Origin of the sequence: Pseudozobellia sp. WGM2 (genome assembly GCF_017810075.1) — a bacterium.
Classification (GTDB): domain Bacteria; phylum Bacteroidota; class Bacteroidia; order Flavobacteriales; family Flavobacteriaceae; genus JADNYK01.
In genome coordinates this window covers 88,154-113,166 of sequence record NZ_JADNYK010000011.1, presented here as the reverse complement: position 1 = coordinate 113,166, position 25,013 = coordinate 88,154, and the positions used below count along the sequence as shown (strand labels likewise).

The window sequence follows — 25,013 nt, the reverse complement described above, 5'->3', positions numbered from 1 at the left end:
GTTGCCCTCTTCATTGACCAAGGTAACGTTTCCATCGCCCGTATCCTCTATTCTTACAATACTCTCTTGAATGGAAACGGTACTGCCGTCTTCCTTTCTATACAGACCGATTTCGTTTCCGCTATTGGAGGTTCCGGTGATATCGGTAACGGTTTCATTGATATCGGTGGTAGAACCATCGGCCTCGGTAACCGTGGCGATACGTGAACCGGCCACAACGTTCGAAATCGACATTCCGTTGGTGTCGATCGTTACATTGCTTCCGTCTCCGTTGGTGAACTCATAAACGCCGCCACCCAAATCGGTAATATCGGACTTGGCCACTGTAACGCTGTTGCCCTCTTCGTTGACCAAGGTGACGTTTCCATCGCCTAAATCAGATATTGAAGTGATCGTCTCATTAATTGTAACTACATCTCCGTTTTCGTTTTCGTACAATCCAATTGCGTTTCCAAGCGCTGCGGTTCCTGTTAATGTTGTTATGGATTCTATAGGAAGAATGACCGTTGTTGTCCCTCCATTTTCTAAAGTAAGAGAAAGCTCGCCTGAAGTATTATCATAGTTAAAGCCTTGAAGTTGCTGATCATCAGAAGAAGTCAACTCCCATGAATCACCATCCCAGAAATAAATTGTACCCGTATCGGTATTTACATACACATCACCAATATCGGCGCCTGCCGGAGTAGTCATTCCCGGAGCGGTCACATCGGTTCCACTTAATACTTCGCAATTACATTGGTCTTCTAAGGTAACGGTAGTTTGCGCCATCATTACTCCGGAGTATAATACCAAAGCGGCAAAAGTGACTAGCTTTTTCATAACCTTTATGCTAATAAATTTAGTATTGCTCATACTGGTTGTATAATCATGTGCTCAAATAGCGCACTGAATAAATTATCTATTCAAAAAAATTAAAGCAGAAATCTTATCCGGAGAATAAACCTCTTTAGGTCTATTTAACTAATGAAGTGATAAAGCACTTGCTATTTTTGGTTTGGTTAGAACCAGGTAAATGTTCGGTTAAGTAATTTAAGCTTTGGGGTACACCTGATCTCTCATTATGAAGAAGACACAATTGCACTCTACAAAATTAAACTAAGAGACCTCGCTTGAAAATATTTGTTGTATAACCCAACAAATGCAATGTATAGGTATTAAATATTGAAGTTTGGCACATATTCATTCATCGATAAGCCTAAGTATATCAATTAATTGGAAAGGATTAAGTGTGTCGAAAATCGGATTAAAGGATTGTGTTAACGGAAGAAATATTCAATGATTATTCACTATAACGTTATCGTAAAACGCTTCTTAAAATTAAGTGTTTTATCATGTTCGGTCTATAGGACTACCGACAAAAATTTATTGTTTTTTAACCCTGTACGTAATACGCCTATTAGTTATAAGCGTATACGCCTTAATAACACTTTGCGGAGAGAACTCTGAAGTGGTGTTCGCAATAGTAGCAGTAGCAGTTACAAATTTACCAAATGCGGCACCACTTGGCAGGGGAATGCTAAATTTAAACTTATTCGTATTATCTGTGTTGCCATCTACATCATCGTAGCTTGAAGATTGTGAGTTAGAATCATTTGCACTACCCTCGATAAAGCTTCCAAGATATTCTTGTCCTTCACCGTAGTCCGTAGTAAATGTAAATTGATTATCACCTGCCGTTGCAGTACCTTCACTAATATCGGTCAGAAATACTTCAATCGTAGCGCCAGGTCTACTCCACCCTTCAACAATAAAATTGGTTCCGCTAATATAGGCTCCGGATATTATAGGGAAATTGTTTAAGCCGTTCGGGCCACTATCACCATCTCCATTGTCATTTAGAGTAACACCGTCACGATTTAGGTCGATACCTAAACTTGGTGCGTTTGTACCATTCGCAAATATTGAATTTTGACTGATAGTGTTAGTATTTCCATTAGTTACCACAATACCTTCACCTCCGTTTGAAAAAATCAGGTTTTGGTTAATATTCGCATCACTACCATTTACAATGATACCCATGCCTTCATAATCACCAGTACAATTACCTCCATTTTGACCTGAACTTGAGATATTATTGTTTGAAATTTGTACTCCGTTCACATTATCTATTTCAATGCCCGAGGCCCCCGCATTCTCAATTAGATTTTCTTCAATATTTATATTGCTTCCGTCAAGAATAAGAATATTATCAGAACAGGCGGTATTTCCGTTAGCTGTCAAATGGTTAAATTGAATAGTACTGGCATCTCCTCCATCGATTAAAATACCGGCGTCAGTGTTTGACGAAATATAATTCGATGATATGGATGCATTTCCCCCAGTAACCTCAACACCATAATCGATATTTCCAGAGGATGCACCTAGTGCATTTGCTCCTAAAATAGAATTAGATACTATTGCAGTGCCTCCTAATACCCTTACGCCTGCATTGTTGTTTGCATAAACTGATAAGTTTCTAATAGTTACATTATTGCCATTAAGGTCTATTAAATCACCTTCGTTACGATGAACTTGAATTTCAGGTCTTTCATAATTCGGTAAGGTCGTATTCGATATACCGACTGAAGAGCCACCAGCACCTACTGTTCCAGTATTTGTATTACCAGAGTAAGCTGTTTGGGTTCTACCGTCTATTATCGTATTTGTACCGGTAATGTTAGTTAGAGTGTTAGAATTATCTATCGCAATATCAAAATAGCCTGAAGCATTATAATTTGCGTCAGCCGTTCTGCCTAAACTATCACCTGATGGAGGTATCATAAAAATAGATACATCTTCGCCCGGTGCAGGATCAAAAATGCTATTAGCTTCGATATCAAGACCTGTTTCACCTAAAGTATTACTATTTAAAATGAACTGTTCCAATGTTCCCTGCCCAAATTCGTTGGTATTGACAATGGTATTAAAATTAAAACCAAAGTCAATGTTCGCGACCCCACTACTCGCTATGCTAACTTCTGACAAACTCAGAGATCCGTTAAACACACCAAGAGCAGCATCGGAAAATGCCGTAGGGTCAGCACCTCCAATTTCATTTAAAACTTCAATATTATTGGTAGCATCTCCATAACTTCGAAATGTCTGTACAGGTACACATGTGGTACAATTGATTCCATTATCTCGTGTTGATCTAACCGTAGAGTTTACTACTTTGATATAGTAATCGCCATCTGCCATACCACCAAAGCTATAATCACCACTTACATTAGAGTTTGTTCTTCTTACAAAAGTTCCATCATTTTCATAGAGTTCTACAATGGCACTAGGTATACCAACACCATTTGCAGCTGACATATTTCTACCTTGACCACCTCCGTAATTTATATCTTCAAACACGGTACCCGCAATCAGGTTAGATGGCACCTTTAGGACCACGGCGGCAGAAATAACAAAATCTTGCCCCACATCAACATTCGCGGTAACTTCTGAATCACCGGGAGAAACATAAGTAGATATATCATACGTATCTAAATCTACACCGTATGTTGATGTATCGTTATAATCTGGTGATACTGTATTGTCATACATTGTTGAATTGTAGGCATTATTTCCTGTTTGTCCTCCATCATTTGCCAAAATAAAATCTTGATTTGCCTGATTGGTAATTGAAAGACGTTCACCATTAGGGTTTGTGGTACCTGAACTATTACCATCTAGCGTAGAATCTCCTTCCCATGACAAAAACGAAGCTTTTGCCCCTGCCCCTGCAATAGCATAAAAGCTATCTAGAGTAAAAGACGTGCCTTCATTACTTAAACCGTCAAAACCTTGATATAAATTAATATTTACGGCAGGTAAACTAGGATCTTCATAAAACACAAATAGTGTCCACCCACCAAGAACAGTTGCTGTGGAACAATAATTACCCGTATTGTCAACATCCAAATCACTAAAATCAAAAACATTGGTAGACGGATCGGCTACGCCATTGACTATGTCGGTTACATCACTTACATAGCCATAAAAATTTCTGTTCGTAAGTGTTGTCTGATATTGAAAATTGGCATTTACCGTTTGTCCCTCGAATGTTACGGTACCATCTACCACGTTACTCGAATGTGCCCAATATAAATATGCACGCTTTATTGTACCCGTATTAGGTATTGGAGCTATCAAAGTATTTGAAGAAGAAGTGGTAATAGAACAAGGGTCAGTATTGTTATCGTTTGTTCTGAGTGTTCCACCCGTGGTAGAGTAATCGAAATAACCATCAAACTCTTGAAATAAAGTCAGTGGGTCGTTTGCCAAAATCTGTGAATTGATAAAGCCACTAGCGGTATCACTATAATCTACAGTTCCATTGTCAGCTACAGCCCCATCAAAACCAACCGTAAAAAATTCTACCAATTCTGGCACCCCATCATTTATAATGGGTACAGAAAATGTTTGAATATCACCTACACGCCCGTCAAAGGTTAGTGTTCCGTTCACTGTAATATAATCGCTACCATTGGTTGCCGTACCATCATAAACGGTATAGTTAACGGTAAAGGGCTCATGAAAAAAGCCTAGTAAAGTATTTCTACCATGACGATCTCTTACATGAGTAACCGTAAATATAGCACTACCTGCATCTTCGTCAACATACACATCGTCAACTACAATTTTTGGCCCGGGTGGTGAACAACTAACATTGGCCTGCCACCCATTACCAGTCGTATTATTATTAGATGTAAACCTAAAAGTCAAACATCCGTTGGTATTAGTGGCGAACACCTGAGTGGGTATATTATCATTATCGTACTGCCCTATTAACGCAGCCCCGGTACTATTGCCGTCGTAAATTCTTAGAATATCACCTGGTATAACATCAAATTGAGTAAAATCTATTTGCAAATAGTTATTTGCCGCATCAGGACAAATGGTGTAAACAATATCTTCGTTATCCGAATAATTATTAATACCTCCGGAATCTAAAAAAATATCATCACATGAGGTTACCGATTGACCATCGGTAATAATCAAAGCATCATTTGCCAAAATAGTTCCGGTAGCTGTATCGGAAATGTCTACATTTGCATTGGTCGAAGAGGTAAACGATATTCTAAAAGTTTCATCTCCTTCAAAAATAGAGTCATCGGTAATAGGAACAGTAATGGTCTCGGTATCATTGGCATTCCCATTAAAATTCAATGTTCCCGTCGTGGTGGTGTAATCTTGACCCGCCAATGCTGAAATATCAGTAGTGGTATAATTTACGCTAAATGCCCCTGCCGTATTACCACCAATATGAGTTACCGTAAAAGTGGCCGTACCCGCATCTTCGTCAACGGATACATTATTCACCTGTAGCTCTGCGGGATACACAGCACTAAACTGTACATTATCTATATAAATCGTATCATTATCACCCCATTGATTGTCTGCACGGTAGAATATTACCGCTGGATTAGAGGCTATTTCGGCAGCAGTCAAATCGTAGGAAATAGTCCCGGTACCATTGTTTATTCTTTGAATAAAATTCCAATTGTTATTGTCGGCATTATAAATGTAAACATCAAGAGCTTCACCCCCTGCAGAATTTGCATCATAATTTAACGTCATGGTTGCAGATGTGGCACCGGCAAGGGGTACGAAACGATAGATCCACCCGGAATCTAAATTTCGAAAACGTAGTCTTCCGCCCGTAATTCTAATTCTACCATTAAAGGCTGAATTATTATCATTTTGTTCTACCCAATTTGAACTAAAGTTCTGTGATCCATTATTGTTAGCGTAAGAGGTATTGCTAAAAGTATCTAAATAGGTTTCTTGTGCGAAGAGCTGAAAAGAAGTCAGCATCACCGAAAACATAAATAAGAATTTGATCTTAAAACCTACCATTTTACTTGCATGTAACAATTGGGATACATCTATCCTATTAACCTAACAAAGGTATTTGTAAGAGCTAGTAAGCTGAAATATTTGTTGTCAACCATACCAATTGTATATATAAGTGGCCACTTTGGCAAGGTCTACGACTTTTAAAAAGTCTAGGAGAAAAGAAATATGTGCATTTCATCGAGGCTATACGGCTGAACAGTTTTGGTAAAACCAAAAAGAGGGCAACGAATTAAATTCGTTGCCCTCTTTTAATAATACAATTACGATTACTCCATAATAATAAATTCGGAGCGCCTATTTAATTGATGCTGTTCCTCTGCACATTTTGTGCCATTATCGCAATTATTAAGCAATTTTGTCTCACCATAGCCTTCGCTTTGTAAGCGCTCTTTTGAGATGCCCTTAGATATCATATATTGAACTGTTGATTCTGCTCTTTTTTGTGATAGCCAGAGATTGTAGGCATCTTTACCTCTACTATCGGTATGAGAGTTCACCTTAATTTTCAAACTTGGAAATTTTTCCATAGCGGCAATCACCTTCTCAACTTCAATTTCAGAATCTTTTCTAATATTATATTTATCAAAATCAAAGTATATGGTACTTAATTGTAACAATTTTGCTAAATCATCTCCAAACCCTGCACTAACCGTGTTACGCTCCAACAAAAAGTCGATGGTCTTAGGCGTGCCGTCTGATTTGCCCAAATATTCCTCTGCCGGAATATACCCCTCAGTCATTGCCCTTACAAAATTACCCTGACTACAGTCAAGTACTAGTTCATACTTGCCCTGAGCATCTGTGATGGCAGTTAAAATCTCATCATTGTTTTCATCGATTACCTTTACTGTAGCCCCGACCAATACCTCATTCGATAACTTGTCTCTAACGTTACCACTCACCTTTTGTTGACAATCGAGTACCAAAGCTTTTGATTCAATGAAAGAATAAATATCATCTGCCCCTTGACCTTCTGACCGGTTCGATGCGAAGTAACCTTTTCTAGTCTCTTCGTCAAAAATAAAGGTAAAGTCGTCTAACCGACCATTTATAGGTTCGCCGACATTCATGACCGTGCCATCAAACTTGTCGTTAGCAATTTTAGTAGCAAATACATCAAGCCCACCTAAACCCGGATGCCCATCTGAAGAGAAATACAATACATCTTCACTCGATACAAACGGAAAGGTTTCCCTCGCTTCGGTATTGATTACATCACCTAAATTTTCAGGTGTTCCGAAACTGCCATCTTCTTCGATAGAAACTCGAAATATATCTGATTCACCCAATGTACCGGGCATATCAGATGCGAAATATAATATATTCTCATCTGCACTTAAAGCTGGGTGGGCAACGGAATAGTCATCACCATTGAAAGGCAATTCTTCAATGTTAGCCCACATGCCCTCTTCATTAATGGTAGCCCTAAAAATCTTCAATCGGATTATGCCCTCACCGTCTTTCACATATTTCCCCTCCTTATAATTATTTCTTGTAAAATACAGAACCGTACCTGCTTTATTAATCGCCGTGGTCGATTCATGTAATCTTGTATTCACATGATCTCCGAGCTTGACTACGAGATTGGTCGACACACTGTCGGAGTTTACCTTATAAAGGTCTAGAAAGTCTTTCGAATTCCAAGTATGACGATAACGAGCAAAATTTCCCGTATCCCTATCCGAAGAAAAAAGAAGTCCCTCTTTATAAAAGGTAGGAGCAAAATCGGAATAAGGAGAATTGTACTGAAATGGGGTTACATTGTACCTTCCGGAATTGCGTTTAATTTCTTCTAGGTAATTTCTTTCTTCTTTATAGGTAGAGGCTCTAACGTCATCGGAGGTACTCTCGGTAAACTTTGCCATTACCTCATTTGAAGCTTCATACTCCTCAAGAGTCTTTAGAGATTGTGCGTACCTAAAATAATACTGGGGCGTTACATCTTCTGAATACTCATTAACCAGTCTCTTATAAGTATTCGCTGCATCTTCATAGTTAGCGTTAAAGTAATACGAGTTACCTAATTTTTTCAGTAAATCGGCCGAAGTGTAGCCTCTATCCAATACTTTTTTAAAAATATCTATAGCCGGTCTAAAAGAATATTCATCATATTTTTCATTGGCTTTGGTTACCAATCTATCCGGTTTGTCTTGGGCATAGCAACTCAAGCCAGATAAAATGAATAAAGTAACCAGTATGTGTAATTTTTTCATCATAGCACAACGGTTTAGAAGAATCGGGGAGAAACTAATTTTTCAAAAGACTTAACCAATTCCCATCGAAGGAAAACCTCGAAAGACCCACTATTAAATTGGGTGTCTCCCAAAGAGGTAGTTTCAGAGTCATACGCCAACCCTAACATAATCTGGTCGGTTATTTGAAAACCTGCCAGACCACTTATAGCGGCATCCCATCGATAGGCTGCGCCTAAAGAGAATTTCTCGGCGAATAGAAAGGTGGTCGAGATATCTACTTGTAAGGGTGCACCGCCAACTACCTTGCTGAGTAATGCCGGTTTGAATTTAAGGTTGTCGTTCAGATCAAATACATAACCAGTAATCAAATAAAAATTGATACGATCCTGGGAAAGAAAATCGATATCATTGGCATCGCTCGTAGACCCATCAAAGTGTTCGGTCTCTAAAAGATTAGGAGCCGATAGGCCAGCATAAAACTTATCGGTGTGATAATACAACCCTAAACCTACATTTGGCGAAAACTTATTTTCGATATTGTCAGTATTGGTAGATTCTTCAAAACCTGGTCTCTGCCTTAACTGTTCAAAATCTAAATTAAGTAAATTACCACCTAATTTCAGACCAAAAGACATTTTACCCTTTAAGGAAACATCAATTGTGTAAGAGACCAAGGCATCAATATAAGTTTCTTGAATAGTACCTTCACCTATCTTGTCGTTAACGATTGAAATGCCATAACCCACTTTACTGTTTCTAATGGGCGAATGCAAATTAACCGTCCAGGTTTCAGGAGCTCCGTCTAAACCTACCCACTGTGAGCGGTATAAAGCAGCTACACTTAACTGACCCCGAGAACCTGCATAAGCAGGGTTTACACTCATGGTATTGTACATGTATTGAGTATACTGGGCGTCTTGTTGTGCCCAAGCATCATTCCAAAAAACTATAAATAAGAATAACGATGCAAAAAGGCTCTTGTTTATTGCCATAAGGTTTTCTGATGATTATTTACTAATGTAGATGTACCCTCTATCTGTAATGCTTCTGCTATCTACCGTATTATAGTCAAAGATATAAAAATATACTCCTGCCGGTAAATAATCCCCGACACTTACGGTAGTCCTACCCTTCGAGCGTCCGTCGAATACATTGTTTTGGTTATTGTAATCTTCACCATGATAAACTTCAACACCCCATCTATTGAAAATTCGCAAAGAGTTATCTAAAGCCTTATCTACATTCTCGATCCATAAAAATTCATTCTTACCATCACCATTAGGTGTTACCATCTGCATTACTACAATTTCGGTTGTTTCAGAAGGATCTAAATAAGATGGTGTACCATCTGCGTCACCGTCATCATTGGTAGGATTACCATCATTGTTCAAATCTTCGTTAGGTGTATCTACACCATCACCATCGTCGTCAAAGTCACGGTAGTTTACATCTTCTGTACCATCGGTATCAGGCAAATCATTGGCAGGATCATCAATTTCGTCATTGACATCAAAACCATCGTTTACATCAGCACCTTCATAGCCATCGTCGAGACCGTCACCATCAGAGTCTATACCAGTGTAAATTTGGTCTGGTATACCATCATAATCGAAATCATTACCCTCGTTGTTATCAGGCACTAAATCATTATCACTATCTAAATCTCTATAGTCTTCATCATCAGCTCCATCGGTATTCACAGGAGTAAGTCCATTAGGGTAAGCTGAGTTCAAACCATCATTAGCAGCATAGGTCTCAGCATCATCTTCATTTGGTGCAATATAACCGTCAGTTGTCTGAGCTTCTACATTATCAGGTATTCCGTCATTATCTGAATCGATATCCAAGTGATTTGGGTACCCATCGCCATCTGTATCCCATGGGTTAGTATTAGGATCATTATCACCATCCCAATTTGGATCTTCTACGGTATCTAAAATACCATCATTATCATCATCAAGATCAACAGAGTCTGGAACACCATCGCCATCGGTATCGGTTTCAGGTGTAGGGCTGCTATCTGGGTCTAAATAATCGGGGGTACCATCTTCATCGCTATCGTCATTAGTAGGGTCACCATCTTGATCGCCATCTTCATCAGGGGTATCTATACCATCACCATCATCATCAAAATCTCGGTAATTCACATCTTCTGTGCCATCGGTATCCGGCAAATCGTTAGCAGGGTCATTGATTTCATCATTCACATCAAAACCGTCGTTTACATCAGCGCCTTCATACCCATCATCAAGACCATCGCCGTCAGCGTCTAGCCCCGTATAAGTTTGGTCTGGAAGACCGTCATAATCAAAATCGTTACCCTCGTTGTTATCGGGTACTAAGTCATTATCACTATCTAGGTCTATATAGTCTTCGGTATCTTCACCGTCTGTGTTGACAGGAGTTATTCCATCAGGATATGCCGAGTTTAGACCATCATTTTCAATGTAGGTCGCCTCATCATCTTCGTTAGGTGCAATATAACCGTCGGTTGTCTGAGCTTCAATATTATCCGGAATTCCATCATTATCAGAATCGATATCCAAGTGATTCGGATATCCATCGCCATCAGTATCAAGCGGATTCGTTAGTGGATCATTATCCCCATCAAGATTTGGGTCTTCGTCTGTATCTAAAATCCCATCATTGTCATCATCTAAATCGGTAACATCGGGCACCCCATCACCATCGGTATCTTTTTCGGGATCTTCTTTGGGATCCAAATAATCAGGTGTACCATCTTCATCTTCATCGTCATTTGTTGGATCACTATCATTGTCCGCGTCTTCATCAGGTGTGTCTATTCCATCACCATCGTCATCAAAATCTCTATAATTTACATCTTCAGTACCGTCAGTGTCCGGTAGATCATTGGCTGGATCGTTAATTTCGTCATTAACATCAAAACCATCGTTTACATCATTTCCTTCAAAGCCATCATCCAGACCATCTTGATCAGAATCAAGACCAGTAGCAACTTGATTAGGAACACCGTCAAAATTAAAATCGTTGCCTTCGTTATTATCGGGCACACCATCATTATCACTATCATCATCCAAATAATCTTCATTATCTAAACCGTCAGTATTAACTGGAGTCAACCCTGTGGGGTAAGCGGAATTAACACCATTATTTGCTGCGTACTCACTAGCAGTATCGTCGTTAGGTGCAATATAACCGCTCGTAGTCTGAGCTTCTACATTATCGGGTATTCCATCATTATCAGAGTCAATATCCAAATGATTCGGGTATCCATCTCCATCTGAATCATATGGGTCGGTCAGTGGATCATTGTCACCATCGAGATTGGGGTCTTCAACACTATCTAAAATACCATCATTATCATCATCCAAATCGACATTGTCGTTAACACCATCGCCATCAGTATCGACACATACAATCGGTACTAACCATACTCTAATTCCATTTATCGGAAAACTCGAGGTGGTATAGAACATAATATCGCTCACCGGTGCCTGCGATTCCCAAGAAAACCTATTCGGACCATAGATAGGGCTTGGTGTGGTATTTTCTACGTAATAGTCATTTCCATTTTGTCCAGCAATAATACCCGCGGGTAGACTAGCCGTTTGTACGTATTCGACACCATCAAGAGCTTCAATACCATCACGATGATTGCCATCTACCCTAGCGGAATGTTCTGCCACCACCAAAACTGGAACTGAACCTGAAAAACGAAAAGTAGCCGGTAAATCTTTGTTCACCTCGAACAACTGAAGAGAACTTTTAGAACTCGCCCCTTCAACGGTAACAAGAACACTTCCGGCAGGCAAACCCCATTTTGAACTAATATCAACATCAGAAGCGTTCAAACTGCCATCTGTTACCCCATCTGCAAAACCAAAATCAGATGTTCGAAGTTCGCGCATTTCCCGAACCGGGCATCCGTCATAGGTGTTGATCATACTAGTAGAAACCAACTCGGGCTTCATATGTTTTGACGAACCATGATCATCCGTTCCAAACGATTGAGTCAGTCCAGAAATTAAAAACGCAAAGACAAGAATATAAGTCTGCTTTACTTTTCTTGTAAGCGCGAAAGAAGTAATTTTTTCCATAAATGATTAGTTTCAATTCAACTAAGCACCATGGCATGTAGGAATTTGTGAGTAGGATAAGAAGTGGGAACCTCTAATAAATCTTGATGCAAGATATAGTTAAAATTTAGATCATCAAATTGTTTTCAGACGATATAAGGTAGATAATCTTTTAAACACACAATTACTCGTTAAAGGGTATTGTAAGGTAATTCACTCACTCTACGAACTTGCATTTTTATCGACAAACAAAACTTCAACAGCTTTTTTTAGAACGTATTGTTAAATGTGACAAGCAAATAAAAAATGAAATATAAATAAAGCTCAAAACCATACTTAATCGACTCATTAAAGCATTAAGTTAATTACGCTTCAATTGTATTTTTAGACGTATTTTTGCGCAAATTTTCCACATGAGTTTTAAAGACCAAATTCAAAGAAGAAGAACTTTCGGCATAATCTCCCACCCTGATGCAGGTAAAACAACCCTTACCGAAAAATTGCTTTTGTTCGGTGGAGCCATTCAAGAAGCCGGTGCTGTAAAGAACAATAAAATTAAGAAATCGGCAACAAGCGATTTCATGGAAATCGAAAGACAGCGTGGTATTTCGGTGGCTACATCTGTTTTGGCTTTTATTTATAAAGACAAGAAAATCAATATTCTAGACACACCTGGCCATAAAGATTTTGCCGAAGACACTTTTAGAACTCTTACTGCGGTCGATAGTGTAATAGTTGTTGTTGATGTTGCAAAAGGAGTCGAAGAGCAGACAGAAAAATTGGTAGAAGTCTGTCGCATGCGCAATATACCTATGATCGTTTTTATCAATAAACTAGATAGAGAGGGTAAAGATGCCTTTGATCTTTTAGATGATTTAGAACAAAAATTAGGACTCTCGGTTACCCCACTAAGTTTTCCAATTGGCATGGGTTACGACTTTAAGGGCATCTATAATATATATGAAAAGAATATTAACCTTTTCAGTGGCGATAGTAAAAAGAATATTGAAGAAACAATTGCTTTTGATGACGTTGATAGCCCCGAACTAGAAAAAATTATCGGAAACAGTGCAGCGGAAGAGTTACGTGATAATATTGAATTAGTTCGCGGAGTGTACCCAGACTTCGATAAAGAGAGTTACCTAAACGGTATACAGCAACCCGTTTTTTTCGGCTCGGCATTAAACAATTTTGGTGTTCGCGAACTACTAGACTGTTTTATTGAGATTGCACCATCACCACGCGCTAAGAAAGCGGAAGAGCGTGTAGTTGAGGCTAACGAGAAGGAAATGACAGGCTTCGTTTTTAAAATACATGCTAATATGGACCCAAAACACCGTGACAGGCTGGCATTTATAAAAATCGTTTCGGGTACCTTTGAGCGCAACAAACCTTACCTTCACGTTCGGCAAAACAAAAACCTGAAATTTTCAAGCCCCAATGCCTTTTTTGCTGAAAAGAAGGAAATCGTAGATATATCCTATCCCGGGGATATCGTTGGTCTTCATGATACCGGTAACTTTAAGATCGGAGACACCTTGACCCAAGGGGAAGAGCTACATTATAAGGGCATACCAAGTTTTTCACCCGAACATTTTAGATATATTAATAATGCCGATCCTATGAAGTCTAAGCAGCTTTATAAAGGTATTGACCAGCTGATGGACGAAGGTGTAGCTCAATTATTTACCTTGGAAATGAACGGAAGAAAAGTTATCGGAACGGTAGGCGCCCTACAGTTTGAAGTTATTCAATACCGATTGGAACACGAATATGGAGCAAAATGTAGTTATGAAAACTTTCCTGTGCACAAAGCTTGTTGGGTAGAACCGGAAGACCCTAAAAATGATGAGTTCAAAGAATTTCAAAGAGTGAAACAAAAATTTCTTGCCAAGGATAAAAAAGGTCAATTGGTGTTTTTAGCCGATTCCCAATTTTCATTACAAATGACCCAACAAAAGTACCCTACCATAAAATTTCATTTCGTTTCGGAGTTCGATTAATCTGAACAGGGCACACTCAAAAAATAAAAAAGCCCGCTATTGAAATAATAGCGGGCTTTTGTTTAAGCTTCTCCCGTTGGTCCGAAATTAATAGGAATAGGTGTTTGCTCATAATCTTTAATTTTACCATGGGCTTTCTCAAATCGTTGAACATTATCGTTCAAAGCTTTTAAAAACTTCTTGGCATGCTGAGGCGTAAGAACAATGCGACTCTTCACTTTAGCTTTTGGAGCGCCTGGCATGATACTGATAAAATCTACCACAAACTCGGATACAGAATGATTGATGATGGCCAGATTGGAATAGATTCCTTCGGCTGTCTTCTCATCTAATTCTATATTGATTTGTTTTTGTTTTTCTTTATCGCTCATAAGAGATATATGACAAAAAAAGAACCAAGTAGCTGATGAACAAGACAAAATGCCCCAATTCAACCAGCTTCTCGGTTCTTGTTGATTAATTACTAGAATTTCAGAGCTTCCTTACGGGCCATGATTTCATCGTATTCTTCTTTAGAACCTACGATGATATTTTCATAGTCACGCATACCGGTACCGGCAGGAATCTTATGTCCTACAATTACATTTTCTTTCAATCCTTCTAAGGTATCTATCTTACCACTTACAGCAGCTTCGTTCAATACTTTAGTTGTCTCTTGGAAAGATGCAGCTGAGATAAACGACTTGGTCTGTAACGACGCACGTGTAATACCTTGAAGTATCGGTGTCGCAGTAGCCGCGACAGCATCTTTAGCTTCGACCAAAGTCTTATCAGATCTTCTCAAAATAGAATTTTCGTCACGTAGCTCACGAGCTGTAATGATTTGTCCTTCTTTAAGATTTTCTGACTCTCCTTTATCAACAACTACTTTCTTACCATAGATTTCATCATTCTCTCTAATAAAATCATCTTTATGAACCAGTTGGTTCTCTAAGAAAATAGTATCACCTGGATCCTGAATTCGTACTTTACGCATCATCTGTCTTACCACAACTTCAAAGTGCTTGTCATTAATCTTCACACCTTGTAAACGGTAAACTTCTTGAACTTCGTTCACCAAATACTGCTGTACCGCTGATGGACCTTTGATAGCCAAAATATCTTCCGGAGTTATAGAACCGTCTGATAATGGCATTCCCGCACGTACATAGTCATTCTCTTGAACCAATATCTGGTTCGATAGTTTGACCAAGTACTTTTTGATTTCGCCCAATTTAGACTCAATGATGATTTCACGGTTACCCCTTTTGATTTTTCCGAAAGAAACAACACCGTCAATCTCAGAAACTACAGCTGGGTTAGATGGGTTACGTGCTTCGAAAAGCTCGGTTACCCTTGGTAGACCACCCGTAATATCACCTGCTTTTGCAGATTTACGAGGAATCTTAACCAAAATCTTACCTTCTTTTATCTTATCACCGTTGTCAACCATGATATGTGAACCAACCGGTAGGTTATAAGAACGTAAGGTCTCACCTTTATCATTTTGAATCAAAAGAGTTGGAATCAACTTTTTGTTTCTAGATTCTGAAATTACTTTTTCTTGGAAACCGGTCTGCTCATCAATTTCTACCTGATAAGTTACACCTTGCTCAATGTTTTCATAAGCAATTTTACCAGGGAATTCAGATACAATAACTCCATTATAAGGATCCCAAGTACATACAACATCATCTTTAGAAACCTTTGCACCATTCTCTATCATTAGTTGAGAACCGTAAGGAATGTTATTCGTACTTAGCGTAATACCGGTTTTCGTATCGATTATCTTAATTTCAGATGTTCTCGAAATAACGATATTCGCTGCTTTACCTTCAGCATCTTGACCTTTAACCGTACGCAAGTCTTCGATTTCAGCTTTACCACTAAATTTGGCGATTAGCTTATTATCTTCAGAAATGTTACCTGCAATACCACCCACGTGGAAAGTACGCAAGGTCAACTGTGTACCCGGTTCTCCAATAGACTGCGCCGCTACAACACCAACAGCCTCACCACGTTGAACCATTTTGTTCGTAGAAAGGTTTCTACCGTAACATTTAGAGCAAATACCCTTAGGAGCCTCACAAGTCAAGGCAGAACGCACTTCGATTTTTTCGATAGGAGAGTTCTTGATTTTCTTCATATCAGCCTCCATAATCTGCTGGCCTGCAGTTAAGAGCAACTCTTCAGTAAGTGGATCATAAACATCATGTAAAGAAACTCTACCTAAGATACGCTCTCCTAAAGATTCTACAACCTCTTCATTTTTCTTTAATGCTTCAACCTCAATACCTCTTAACGTACCACAATCTTCAATGTTAATAATAACATCTTGAGAGACGTCTACCAATCGACGGGTCAAATAACCGGCATCGGCAGTTTTCAAAGCGGTATCTGCAAGACCTTTACGGGCACCGTGCGTAGAGATAAAGTATTCAAGAATCGAAAGACCCTCCTTAAAGTTAGAAAGAATCGGGTTTTCAATAATTTCTCCACCTCCGGCAGTAGATTTCTTCGGCTTGGCCATCAGACCACGCATACCTGTCAACTGACGAATTTGCTCTTTAGAACCCCTCGCACCAGAATCAAGCATCATATATACCGAGTTAAAACCTTGCTGATCTTCTCGAATACGCTTCATAGCCAATTCGGTTAGCATGGCGTTTGTAGACGTCCACACATCAATAACTTGGTTATAACGCTCGTTGTTGGTAATAAGACCCATGTTATAGTTCGCCATAATACCATCGACCTGGCCATTGGCATCGGCTATCATATCATGCTTCTCTTGAGGAATGATAATATCCCCTAAACTAAAAGACAATCCACCTTTAAAAGCAAATTCATATCCCATAGTCTTAATTCTATCTAAGAAGTTAGCAGATGTCGGAACATCGGTAACCGCTAAAATATCACCAATAATATTTCTTAACGCCTTTTTGTTCAATACTTGGTTAATGTAACCCGCTTGTTCCGGAACATTTTTATTGAACAATACTCGACCAACAGTAGTTGGAATGATTTGGCTTACCAAATCGCCCTCTTCGTTAAAGTCTTTAGCACGTACTTTAATACCTGCGTTCAAATCAACTTTTCCTTCATTGAAAGCTATTTCAACTTCTTCAGAAGAATAGAAAGTTAACCCTTCACCTTGAACTGGAACCTCAGGCGTCGATTTACGCTCTTTGGTCATATAATACAGACCTAGAACCATATCCTGCGATGGTACCGTAATTGGCGAACCATTTGCAGGGTTCAATATGTTTTGTGAAGCAAGCATTAATAACTGTGCTTCTAAAATAGCCTCAGGTCCTAATGGCAAGTGAACCGCCATCTGGTCACCATCGAAATCCGCGTTAAACGCCGTACACGCCAATGGGTGCAAACGAATCGCTTTACCTTCGATAAGTTTTGGCTGGAATGCTTGAATACCCAAACGGTGCAAGGTAGGGGCACGGTTCAACAGAACCGGATGTCCTTTTAACACGTTTTCAAGAATATCCCAAACCACGGGCTCTTTCTTATCTATAATTTTCTTGGCTGACTTTACTGTCTTTACGATACCCCTCTCTATCAGTTTTCTGATAACGAAAGGCTTGTAAAGTTCAGCAGCCATATCTTTTGGAAGACCACACTCGTATAAATTCAATTCAGGCCCAACGACGATTACCGAACGTGCAGAATAATCAACACGCTTACCTAGTAGGTTTTGACGGAAACGACCTTGCTTACCTTTCAATGAATCTGAAAGAGATTTTAATGGTCTATTCGATTCTGTTTTAACGGCAGAAGCCTTTCTAGTGTTGTCGAAAAGAGAATCAACAGCTTCTTGAAGCATTCGCTTCTCATTTCTAAGAATCACCTCAGGAGCTTTAATCTCTACCAATCGCTTTAAACGGTTGTTACGAATGATTACCCTTCTGTAAAGATCATTTAAATCTGAAGTCGCGAAACGACCACCATCTAAAGGAACTAGCGGGCGTAATTCTGGTGGAATCACCGGAATTACTTTCATAATCATCCATTCCGGATTGTTCTCCCTATTATCTTGCGACTCTCTTAAGGCTTCGACAACTTGAAGTCTCTTTAAAGCCTCAGTCTTTCTTTGCTTCGAAGTCTCGGTGTTCGCCTTGTGACGTAACTGGTATGATAACTCTTTCAAGTCGATTCGAGCCAAAAGATCGATTAGACATTCAGCACCCATTTTAGCTATGAACTTGTTAGGGTCTGAATCTTCTAAATACTGATTCTCGATCGGAATAGATTCCAATATCGTTAAATACTCCTCTTCGGTCAAGAAATCCATTTTATTGATTTCTTCCCCTTCAGGACCTTTGGCAATACCGGGCTGAATGACCACATATCTCTCATAATAGATGATCATATCCAATTTCTTGGAGGGAAGTCCTAAAAGGTATCCGATTTTGTTCGGCAACGAACGAAAATACCAGATATGAGCTACAGGCACCACCAAGTTGATATGCCCTACTCTATCTCGACGTACTTTTTTCTCAGTTACCTCAACACCACAACGGTCACATACGATACCGCGGTAGCGAATACGCTTGTACTTACCACAAGCACACTCATAATCCTTAACAGGCCCGAAAATACGCTCACAAAAAAGCCCATCCCGTTCCGGCTTATGAGTTCGGTAGTTAATGGTTTCAGGCTTTAAGACCTCACCGCGAGACTCTGCCAAAATTGATTCTGGCGAAGCCAATCCAATGGAAATCTTGTCAAACCTTTTTACTGGATTATTATCTTTTATTCTAGCCATAATGTATTATGCTACTATATTATAATGTATGTTCTTAACTATTCTTCCAAACGTATATCCAAGCCCAAACCTTTAAGTTCGTGCATCAATACATTGAAAGATTCCGGTAAACCGGGTTCTGGCATGGTTTCACCTTTAACGATGGATTCGTAGGTCTTGGCTCTTCCGATTACATCATCCGACTTAACGGTCAATATCTCACGTAGAGTAGCCGATGCACCGTAAGCCTCTAGGGCCCAAACCTCCATTTCACCAAAACGCTGACCACCGAACTGTGCTTTACCGCCTAATGGCTGCTGTGTAATCAATGAGTAAGGTCCGATAGAACGCGCATGCATCTTATCATCAACCATGTGGCCCAATTTCAGCATGTAGATTACACCCACAGTGGCAGGTTGATCGAAACGCTGGCCAGTTCCACCATCGTATAAATAAGTATGTCCAAATCTTGGAATACCGGCTTCATCAGTATACCCATTAATTTCATCTAGTGAGGCACCATCAAAAATCGGAGTAGCAAATTTTCTGCCCAACTTCAATCCGGCCCAACCAAGAACAGTTTCATATATCTGCCCAATATTCATACGAGAGGGTACACCTAATGGGTTCAATACGATATCAACAGGAGTACCGTCATCTAAGAACGGCATATCTTCTTGACGAACGATACGCGAAACGATACCTTTGTTACCGTGACGACCTGCCATTTTATCACCAACTTTCAACTTACGTTTCTTGGCAATATAAACCTTGGCCAACTTCATAATACCAGCAGGTAACTCATCACCTACAGATATAGTGAACTTATCTCTTCTCAAGTTACCTTGAAGGTCGTTCAACTTAATCTTGTAGTTATGCAACAAATCTGCTACAGAAGAATTGGTGTCTTTATCCGTTGTCCAACTACCGCCTACCAAGTGAGCGAAATCGTCAACAGAGTTCAACATTTTCAAGGTGTATTTCTTTCCTTTAGGTAAAACTTCTTCTCCCAAATCATTCAAGACGCCCTGTGAAGTTTTACCGTTCACCAAAGTGAAAAGCTTTTCGATAAGAACATCTTTCAATTCTTGGAATTTCACCTCGTATTCAAGCTCAAGCTTGTTCAACTCTTCTTTATCTTCAGATCGCTTACGCTTATCTTTTACCGATCTAGAGAACAATTTCTTGTCGATAACAACACCTCGTAATGATGGGGAGGCCTTCAAGGAAGCATCTTTAACATCACCCGCCTTATCTCCGAAAATTGCTCTAAGCAATTTTTCTTCCGGTGTTGGATCTGATTCTCCTTTTGGAGTAATCTTACCGATCAAGATGTCACCAGGTTTAACCTCGGCCCCGATACGGATCATACCGTTTTCATCTAAATCTTTTGTAGCCTCTTCTGAAACGTTAGGTATATCATGAGTTAATTCTTCAGCACCCAATTTCGTATCACGAACTTCTAAAGAATATTCATCAACGTGAATCGAAGTAAAGATATCTTCTCTAACCACTTTTTCAGAAATCACGATTGCATCCTCAAAGTTATACCCTTTCCAAGGCATGAACGCCACCGTAAGGTTACGGCCTAATGCCAGTTCACCTTTTTCAGTAGCATAACCTTCACAAAGAACTTCACCTTTTTTAACCTTATCGCCCTTACGAACAATAGGTTTTAGATTGATACTGGTACCTTGGTTCGTTTTTCTAAACTTCACCAAGTTGTAACTCTTAGAATCATCTTCAAAACTGATCAAGCGCTCGGCATCGGTTCTGTCATATTTTACGGTGATTTTTTTGGCATCAACATAAACAATAGTTCCATCACCTTCTGCATTGATCAATACCCTAGAGTCAGAAGCAACCTGACGTTCAAGACCTGTACCCACTATCGGAGACTGTGGTCTCAATAATGGAACCGCTTGACGCATCATGTTCGACCCCATCAATGCACGGTTCGCATCATCATGCTCCAAGAAAGGAATCAATGACGCAGAAATCGATGCAATTTGATTAGGCGCAACATCTGTATAGTTTACTTCGGATGGGTCTACTACAGGAAAATCACCTTCTTCACGAGCAATCACCTTTTCACTGTCTATTTGACCATTTTCTTTAAGAGGAATGTTTGCCTGAGCAATTTTCATTCCCTCTTCCTCTTCGGCGCTTAAGTATCTGTATTCCGAAGTATCTACTATACTGTTTTCGACCTTACGGTATGGAGTCTCTAAAAAGCCCATCGGATTTACTTTGGAAAACACTGCAAGTGAAGAAATCAAACCAATGTTCGGACCTTCAGGAGTTTCAATCGGACAAAGTCTACCGTAGTGCGTATAGTGAACATCACGAACCTCAAAACCTGCTCTTTCTCTTGAAAGACCACCTGGCCCTAATGCCGATAATCTTCTCTTATGCGTAATCTCTGCCAACGGATTCGTTTGATCCATAAACTGAGACAACTGGTTCGTACCAAAAAATGAATTGATAACCGACGAAAGTGTTTTCGCATTAATCAAATCAATCGGTGTAAACACTTCATTATCGCGAACATTCATACGCTCACGAATAGTACGTGCCATACGTGCCAAACCAACGCCGAACTGAGATGACAACTGCTCACCTACCGTTCTAACACGACGGTTAGACAAGTGATCGATATCATCAATCTCCGCTTTAGAGTTAATAAGTTCGATCAAATATTTGATTATAGTTATGATATCTTCTTTGGTCAAGACCTGCTTGTCCATTCCAATATCCAACTGTAACTTCTTGTTCATTCTATATCGACCTACTTCACCAAGATTGTAACGTTGGTCTGAAAAGAATAATTTATCAATTATACCTCTAGCCGTTTCTTCATCGGGCGGCTCGGCATTTCTCAATTGACGGTAAATATGTTCTACAGCCTCTTTTTCAGAGTTAGTAGGATCTTTTTGCAATGTGTTGTGAATAATCGCATAATCCGATTGCGCATTATTTTCTTTGTGCAAAAGAATGGTTTTCACGTCGGCATCAAGAATCTCATCGATATGCTCTTTTTCAAGAACTGTATCGCGATCCAAAATAATTTCGTTTCTTTCGATTGATACTACCTCGCCGGTATCCTCATCAACGAAATCTTCATGCCAAGTATTCAATACCCTGGCGGCCAATTTTCGACCCAACACTTTTTTCAATCCGGCTTTAGAAACTTTTACTTCTTCTGAAAGATCGAATATCTCAAGAATATCCTTATCTCTTTCAAAACCAATAGCTCTAAATAATGTCGTTACCGGTAATTTTTTCTTTCTGTCAATATAAGCGTACATTACGCCATTGATATCCGTCGCAAATTCTATCCAAGAACCTTTGAACGGTATAACCCTTGCAGAGTATAATTTTGTTCCGTTAGCGTGAAAAGATTGTCCGAAGAAAACCCCTGGAGAACGGTGTAATTGTGATACAACAACTCTTTCAGCACCATTTATAACAAATGTTCCACTGGGAGTCATGTAAGGAATCGTACCTAAATAAACATCTTGCACGATAGTCTCGAAATCTTCATGCTCAGGATCGGTACAGTATAATTTTAATCGTGCCTTTAAAGGAACACTATAGGTCAACCCACGTTCTATACATTCTTGGATGGAATATCTAGGTGGATCTATGAAATAATCTAAAAATTCAAGTACGAACTGGTTACGAGTGTCCGTAATCGGGAAGTTTTCTTGGAAGGTATTGTACAAACCTTCGTCACCCCTTTCGTCAGATTTGGTCTCAAGTTGAAAAAAATCTTGAAAAGACTTGATCTGAATGTCCAAGAAATCCGGATATTCCGGCGTGTTCTTAGCGGATGCAAAATTTATTCTCTCAGTCTGTTGTGTGAACATCTATGGACAGTGTTTTGAACGTGAATACTCTAAAATTGCGTAGGCTATAATGGGTCGTATGTCGCCTCACATACGTATTGAATATAAAAACAAGTTTAGGTCCAATTCCGTCCGGGGACGAAAAAAGACCTAAACATAGTGCTATGGTTGCTGCTATTATTTAAGCTCAACTTCTGCTCCTGCTTCTTCCAAAGATTTTTTGATACCTTCAGCCTCGTCTTTAGCCACACCTTCTTTAACTGCTTTAGGCGCACTATCAACGATGTCTTTTGCATCTTTCAGGCCAAGACCTGTCAATTCTTTAACCAATTTAACTACAGCTAGTTTAGAACCACCGGCCGCTGTTAAGATTACGTCAAATTCTGTTTGCTCTTCAGCTGCTTCACCAGCTTCAGCACCACCGGCACCGCCAGCTACGGCCACTGCTGCTGCTGCAGGCTCGATACCATACTCATCTTTCAATATATCGGCCAACTCGTTTACCTCTTTTACGGTCAAGTTTACCAACTGTTCTGCGAATTCTTTTAAATCTGCCATTTTTCTATCGTTTAATAAAATTTTGAAATATACTTAGTTTAGTGCGTACTTATTTTTCTGATAATGTCTTTAAGATGCCAGCTATTTTGCCACCACCGGACTTAAGACCGGAAATAACGTTCTTAGCAGGTGATTGTAACAATCCAATGATTTCTCCAATCATTTCTTCTCTGGACTTGATACTCACCAATGCATCTAAATTCTCATCACCAATATAGATTGCTTCTTCAACGAAAGCTCCTTTCAACAAAGGCTTTTCAGCTTTTTTTCTGAAAGTCTTGATCAACTTTGCCGGCGCGTTACCTACTTCGGAAAACATCAAAGATGTATTACCCTTGAGCACTCCCGGAAGGTCACCGAATTCTTTATCGGAAGCTTCCATTGCTTTTGCAAGCAAAGTGTTTTTGACTACCGCCAATTTCACATTGGCCTTAAAGGCCGCTCTTCTTAAATCAGAAGTTTGTGAAGCGTTCAATCCCGATATATCCGCCAAATAAATGGTAGGGCTATCGGCTAACTGCGAAGTCAAATCCTGTATTACGATTGCTTTTTCTTCTCTTGTCATACTGTAAATTTTGAACTACCCAGTTCGATTAAACTGTTTTTGGATCTAGCTGAAGGCTAGGGCTCATTGTACTAGACATAAAGACACTCTTCATGTAAACACCCTTAGCAGCTGCAGGCTTCATCTTGATCAAAGTATCGATAAGTTCTTTGGCATTATCAGCAATCTTGTCTGCCGAGAAAGATACTTTCCCGATAGCTGCGTGAACTATACCTGTCTTATCAACTTTGAAATCGATTTTACCGGCTTTAACATCAGATACTGCTTTTGCAACATCCATAGTAACCGTTCCTGTCTTTGGATTAGGCATCAAACCTCTTGGGCCCAATACACGCCCTAATGGGCCTAATTTACCCATTACACTTGGCATGGTGATGATTACGTCAACATCGGTCCAACCACCTTTGATTTTATCCAAATACTCGTCTAATCCTACAAAATCAGCACCGGCTTCTGTAGCCTCTGCTTCTTTATCTGGAGTAACTAAAGCCAAAACCTTCACATCTTTACCAGTACCATGAGGTAGCGTAACTACGCCACGAACCATTTGATTGGCTTTTCTGGGATCTACACCCAAACGAATCGCCAAATCTACAGATGCATCGAATTTTACATTAGTAATATCCTTTACCAAAGCGGCACCTTCTTCAATAGAGTACATTTTGTCTCTATCTATCTTGGCACTGGCCTCTTTTTGTTTCTTTGTTAACTTTGCCATTTAAATTGCTTTATAAGATTTTAAAAAGGTCTTTTACCAGCTACTTTCATGCCCATAGACCTTGCTGTACCAGCAACCATACTCATTGCTGACTCTATGGTAAATGCATTAAGATCAGCCATTTTATCTTCGGCTATTGCCCTTACTTGATCCCAAGTAACATTACCAGATTTTACACGGTTAGGTTCGCCAGATCCTTTTTTAATCTTAGCTGCTTCCATCAATTGAACGGCCGCCGGTGGTGTTTTAACAACAAAGTCAAATGATTTGTCTTTGTATACGGTGATAACAACAGGCAATACTTTGCCCTGTTTGTCCTGCGTACGAGCATTAAACTGCTTACAGAACTCCATAATGTTAACGCCGGCAGCACCTAAGGCGGGTCCAACCGGTGGCGATGGATTCGCTGCACCTCCCCTAACTTGTAGTTTAACTACTTTACCTACTTCTTTTGCCATTGTTTAGAATTAAATTAAAGTTGTATCAATTGGAAGCAACACAACT

13 protein-coding genes are annotated in these 25,013 nt (G+C 39.5%); 1 reads left to right on the top strand and 12 read right to left on the bottom strand.

Annotated features, from left to right (window positions below; all coding sequences use genetic code 11):
* From IV512_RS19035 to IV512_RS19015, 5 genes are all read right to left on the bottom strand, one after another.
* On the bottom strand, positions 1-819 hold an 819-nt coding region (locus IV512_RS19035), incomplete at its 3' end, for a hypothetical protein (protein WP_209406244.1).
* 543 nt (positions 820-1,362) lie between these two features.
* A complete protein-coding gene (locus IV512_RS19030; protein WP_245224963.1) occupies positions 1,363-5,793 on the bottom strand; it encodes a Calx-beta domain-containing protein in 4,431 nt (1,476 codons plus the stop codon).
* 296 nt (positions 5,794-6,089) lie between these two features.
* Positions 6,090-8,039 (bottom strand): OmpA family protein, encoded by a 1,950-nt coding sequence (locus IV512_RS19025; RefSeq protein ID WP_209406241.1) that lies wholly within the window; start codon positions 8,037-8,039, stop codon positions 6,090-6,092.
* 11 nt (positions 8,040-8,050) lie between these two features.
* On the bottom strand, positions 8,051-9,010 hold the full coding sequence (locus IV512_RS19020; protein WP_209406239.1) for a type IX secretion system membrane protein PorP/SprF: 960 nt from the start codon (positions 9,008-9,010) through the stop codon (positions 8,051-8,053).
* 15 nt (positions 9,011-9,025) lie between these two features.
* Positions 9,026-12,097 (bottom strand): gliding motility-associated C-terminal domain-containing protein, encoded by a 3,072-nt coding sequence (locus IV512_RS19015; RefSeq protein WP_209406237.1) that lies wholly within the window; start codon positions 12,095-12,097, stop codon positions 9,026-9,028.
* Between the two features lie 392 nt (positions 12,098-12,489).
* On the opposite strand from IV512_RS19015, the gene IV512_RS19010 reads away from it, so the two are divergent.
* The gene (locus IV512_RS19010) at positions 12,490-14,079 is read left to right on the top strand and encodes a peptide chain release factor 3 (protein ID WP_209406235.1); all 1,590 of its coding nucleotides are present in this window, start codon (positions 12,490-12,492) and stop codon (positions 14,077-14,079) included.
* Positions 14,080-14,141: 62 nt separating this feature from the next.
* On the opposite strand, the gene IV512_RS19005 is transcribed toward IV512_RS19010, so the two are convergent.
* The 7 genes from IV512_RS19005 to rplK all read right to left on the bottom strand — a co-directional run bounded on the left by IV512_RS19005 (position 14,142) and on the right by rplK (position 24,967).
* Positions 14,142-14,450 (bottom strand): DUF3467 domain-containing protein, encoded by a 309-nt coding sequence (locus IV512_RS19005; RefSeq protein ID WP_209406233.1) that lies wholly within the window; start codon positions 14,448-14,450, stop codon positions 14,142-14,144.
* A gap of 92 nt (positions 14,451-14,542) precedes the next feature.
* Entirely contained in the window at positions 14,543-18,841 is a 4,299-nt protein-coding gene (gene rpoC, locus IV512_RS19000) for a DNA-directed RNA polymerase subunit beta' (RefSeq protein WP_209406231.1), read from the bottom strand.
* Between the two features lie 38 nt (positions 18,842-18,879).
* A complete protein-coding gene (rpoB, locus tag IV512_RS18995) occupies positions 18,880-22,689 on the bottom strand; it encodes a DNA-directed RNA polymerase subunit beta (protein WP_209406229.1) in 3,810 nt (1,269 codons plus the stop codon).
* A gap of 156 nt (positions 22,690-22,845) precedes the next feature.
* Positions 22,846-23,247 (bottom strand): 50S ribosomal protein L7/L12, encoded by a 402-nt coding sequence (gene rplL / locus IV512_RS18990; protein WP_371743326.1) that lies wholly within the window; start codon positions 23,245-23,247, stop codon positions 22,846-22,848.
* 28 nt (positions 23,248-23,275) lie between these two features.
* Positions 23,276-23,791, bottom strand: coding sequence for a 50S ribosomal protein L10 (gene rplJ / locus IV512_RS18985; RefSeq protein WP_209406227.1), 516 nt, complete (start codon positions 23,789-23,791; stop codon positions 23,276-23,278).
* 28 nt (positions 23,792-23,819) lie between these two features.
* Complete coding sequence (gene rplA, locus IV512_RS18980; protein WP_100871321.1) at positions 23,820-24,509, bottom strand: 50S ribosomal protein L1; 690 nt, start codon at positions 24,507-24,509, stop codon at positions 23,820-23,822.
* Positions 24,510-24,529: 20 nt separating this feature from the next.
* The gene (gene rplK, locus IV512_RS18975) at positions 24,530-24,967 is read right to left on the bottom strand and encodes a 50S ribosomal protein L11 (RefSeq protein ID WP_209406225.1); all 438 of its coding nucleotides are present in this window, start codon (positions 24,965-24,967) and stop codon (positions 24,530-24,532) included.
* Between the last annotated feature and the right edge of the window lie 46 nt (positions 24,968-25,013).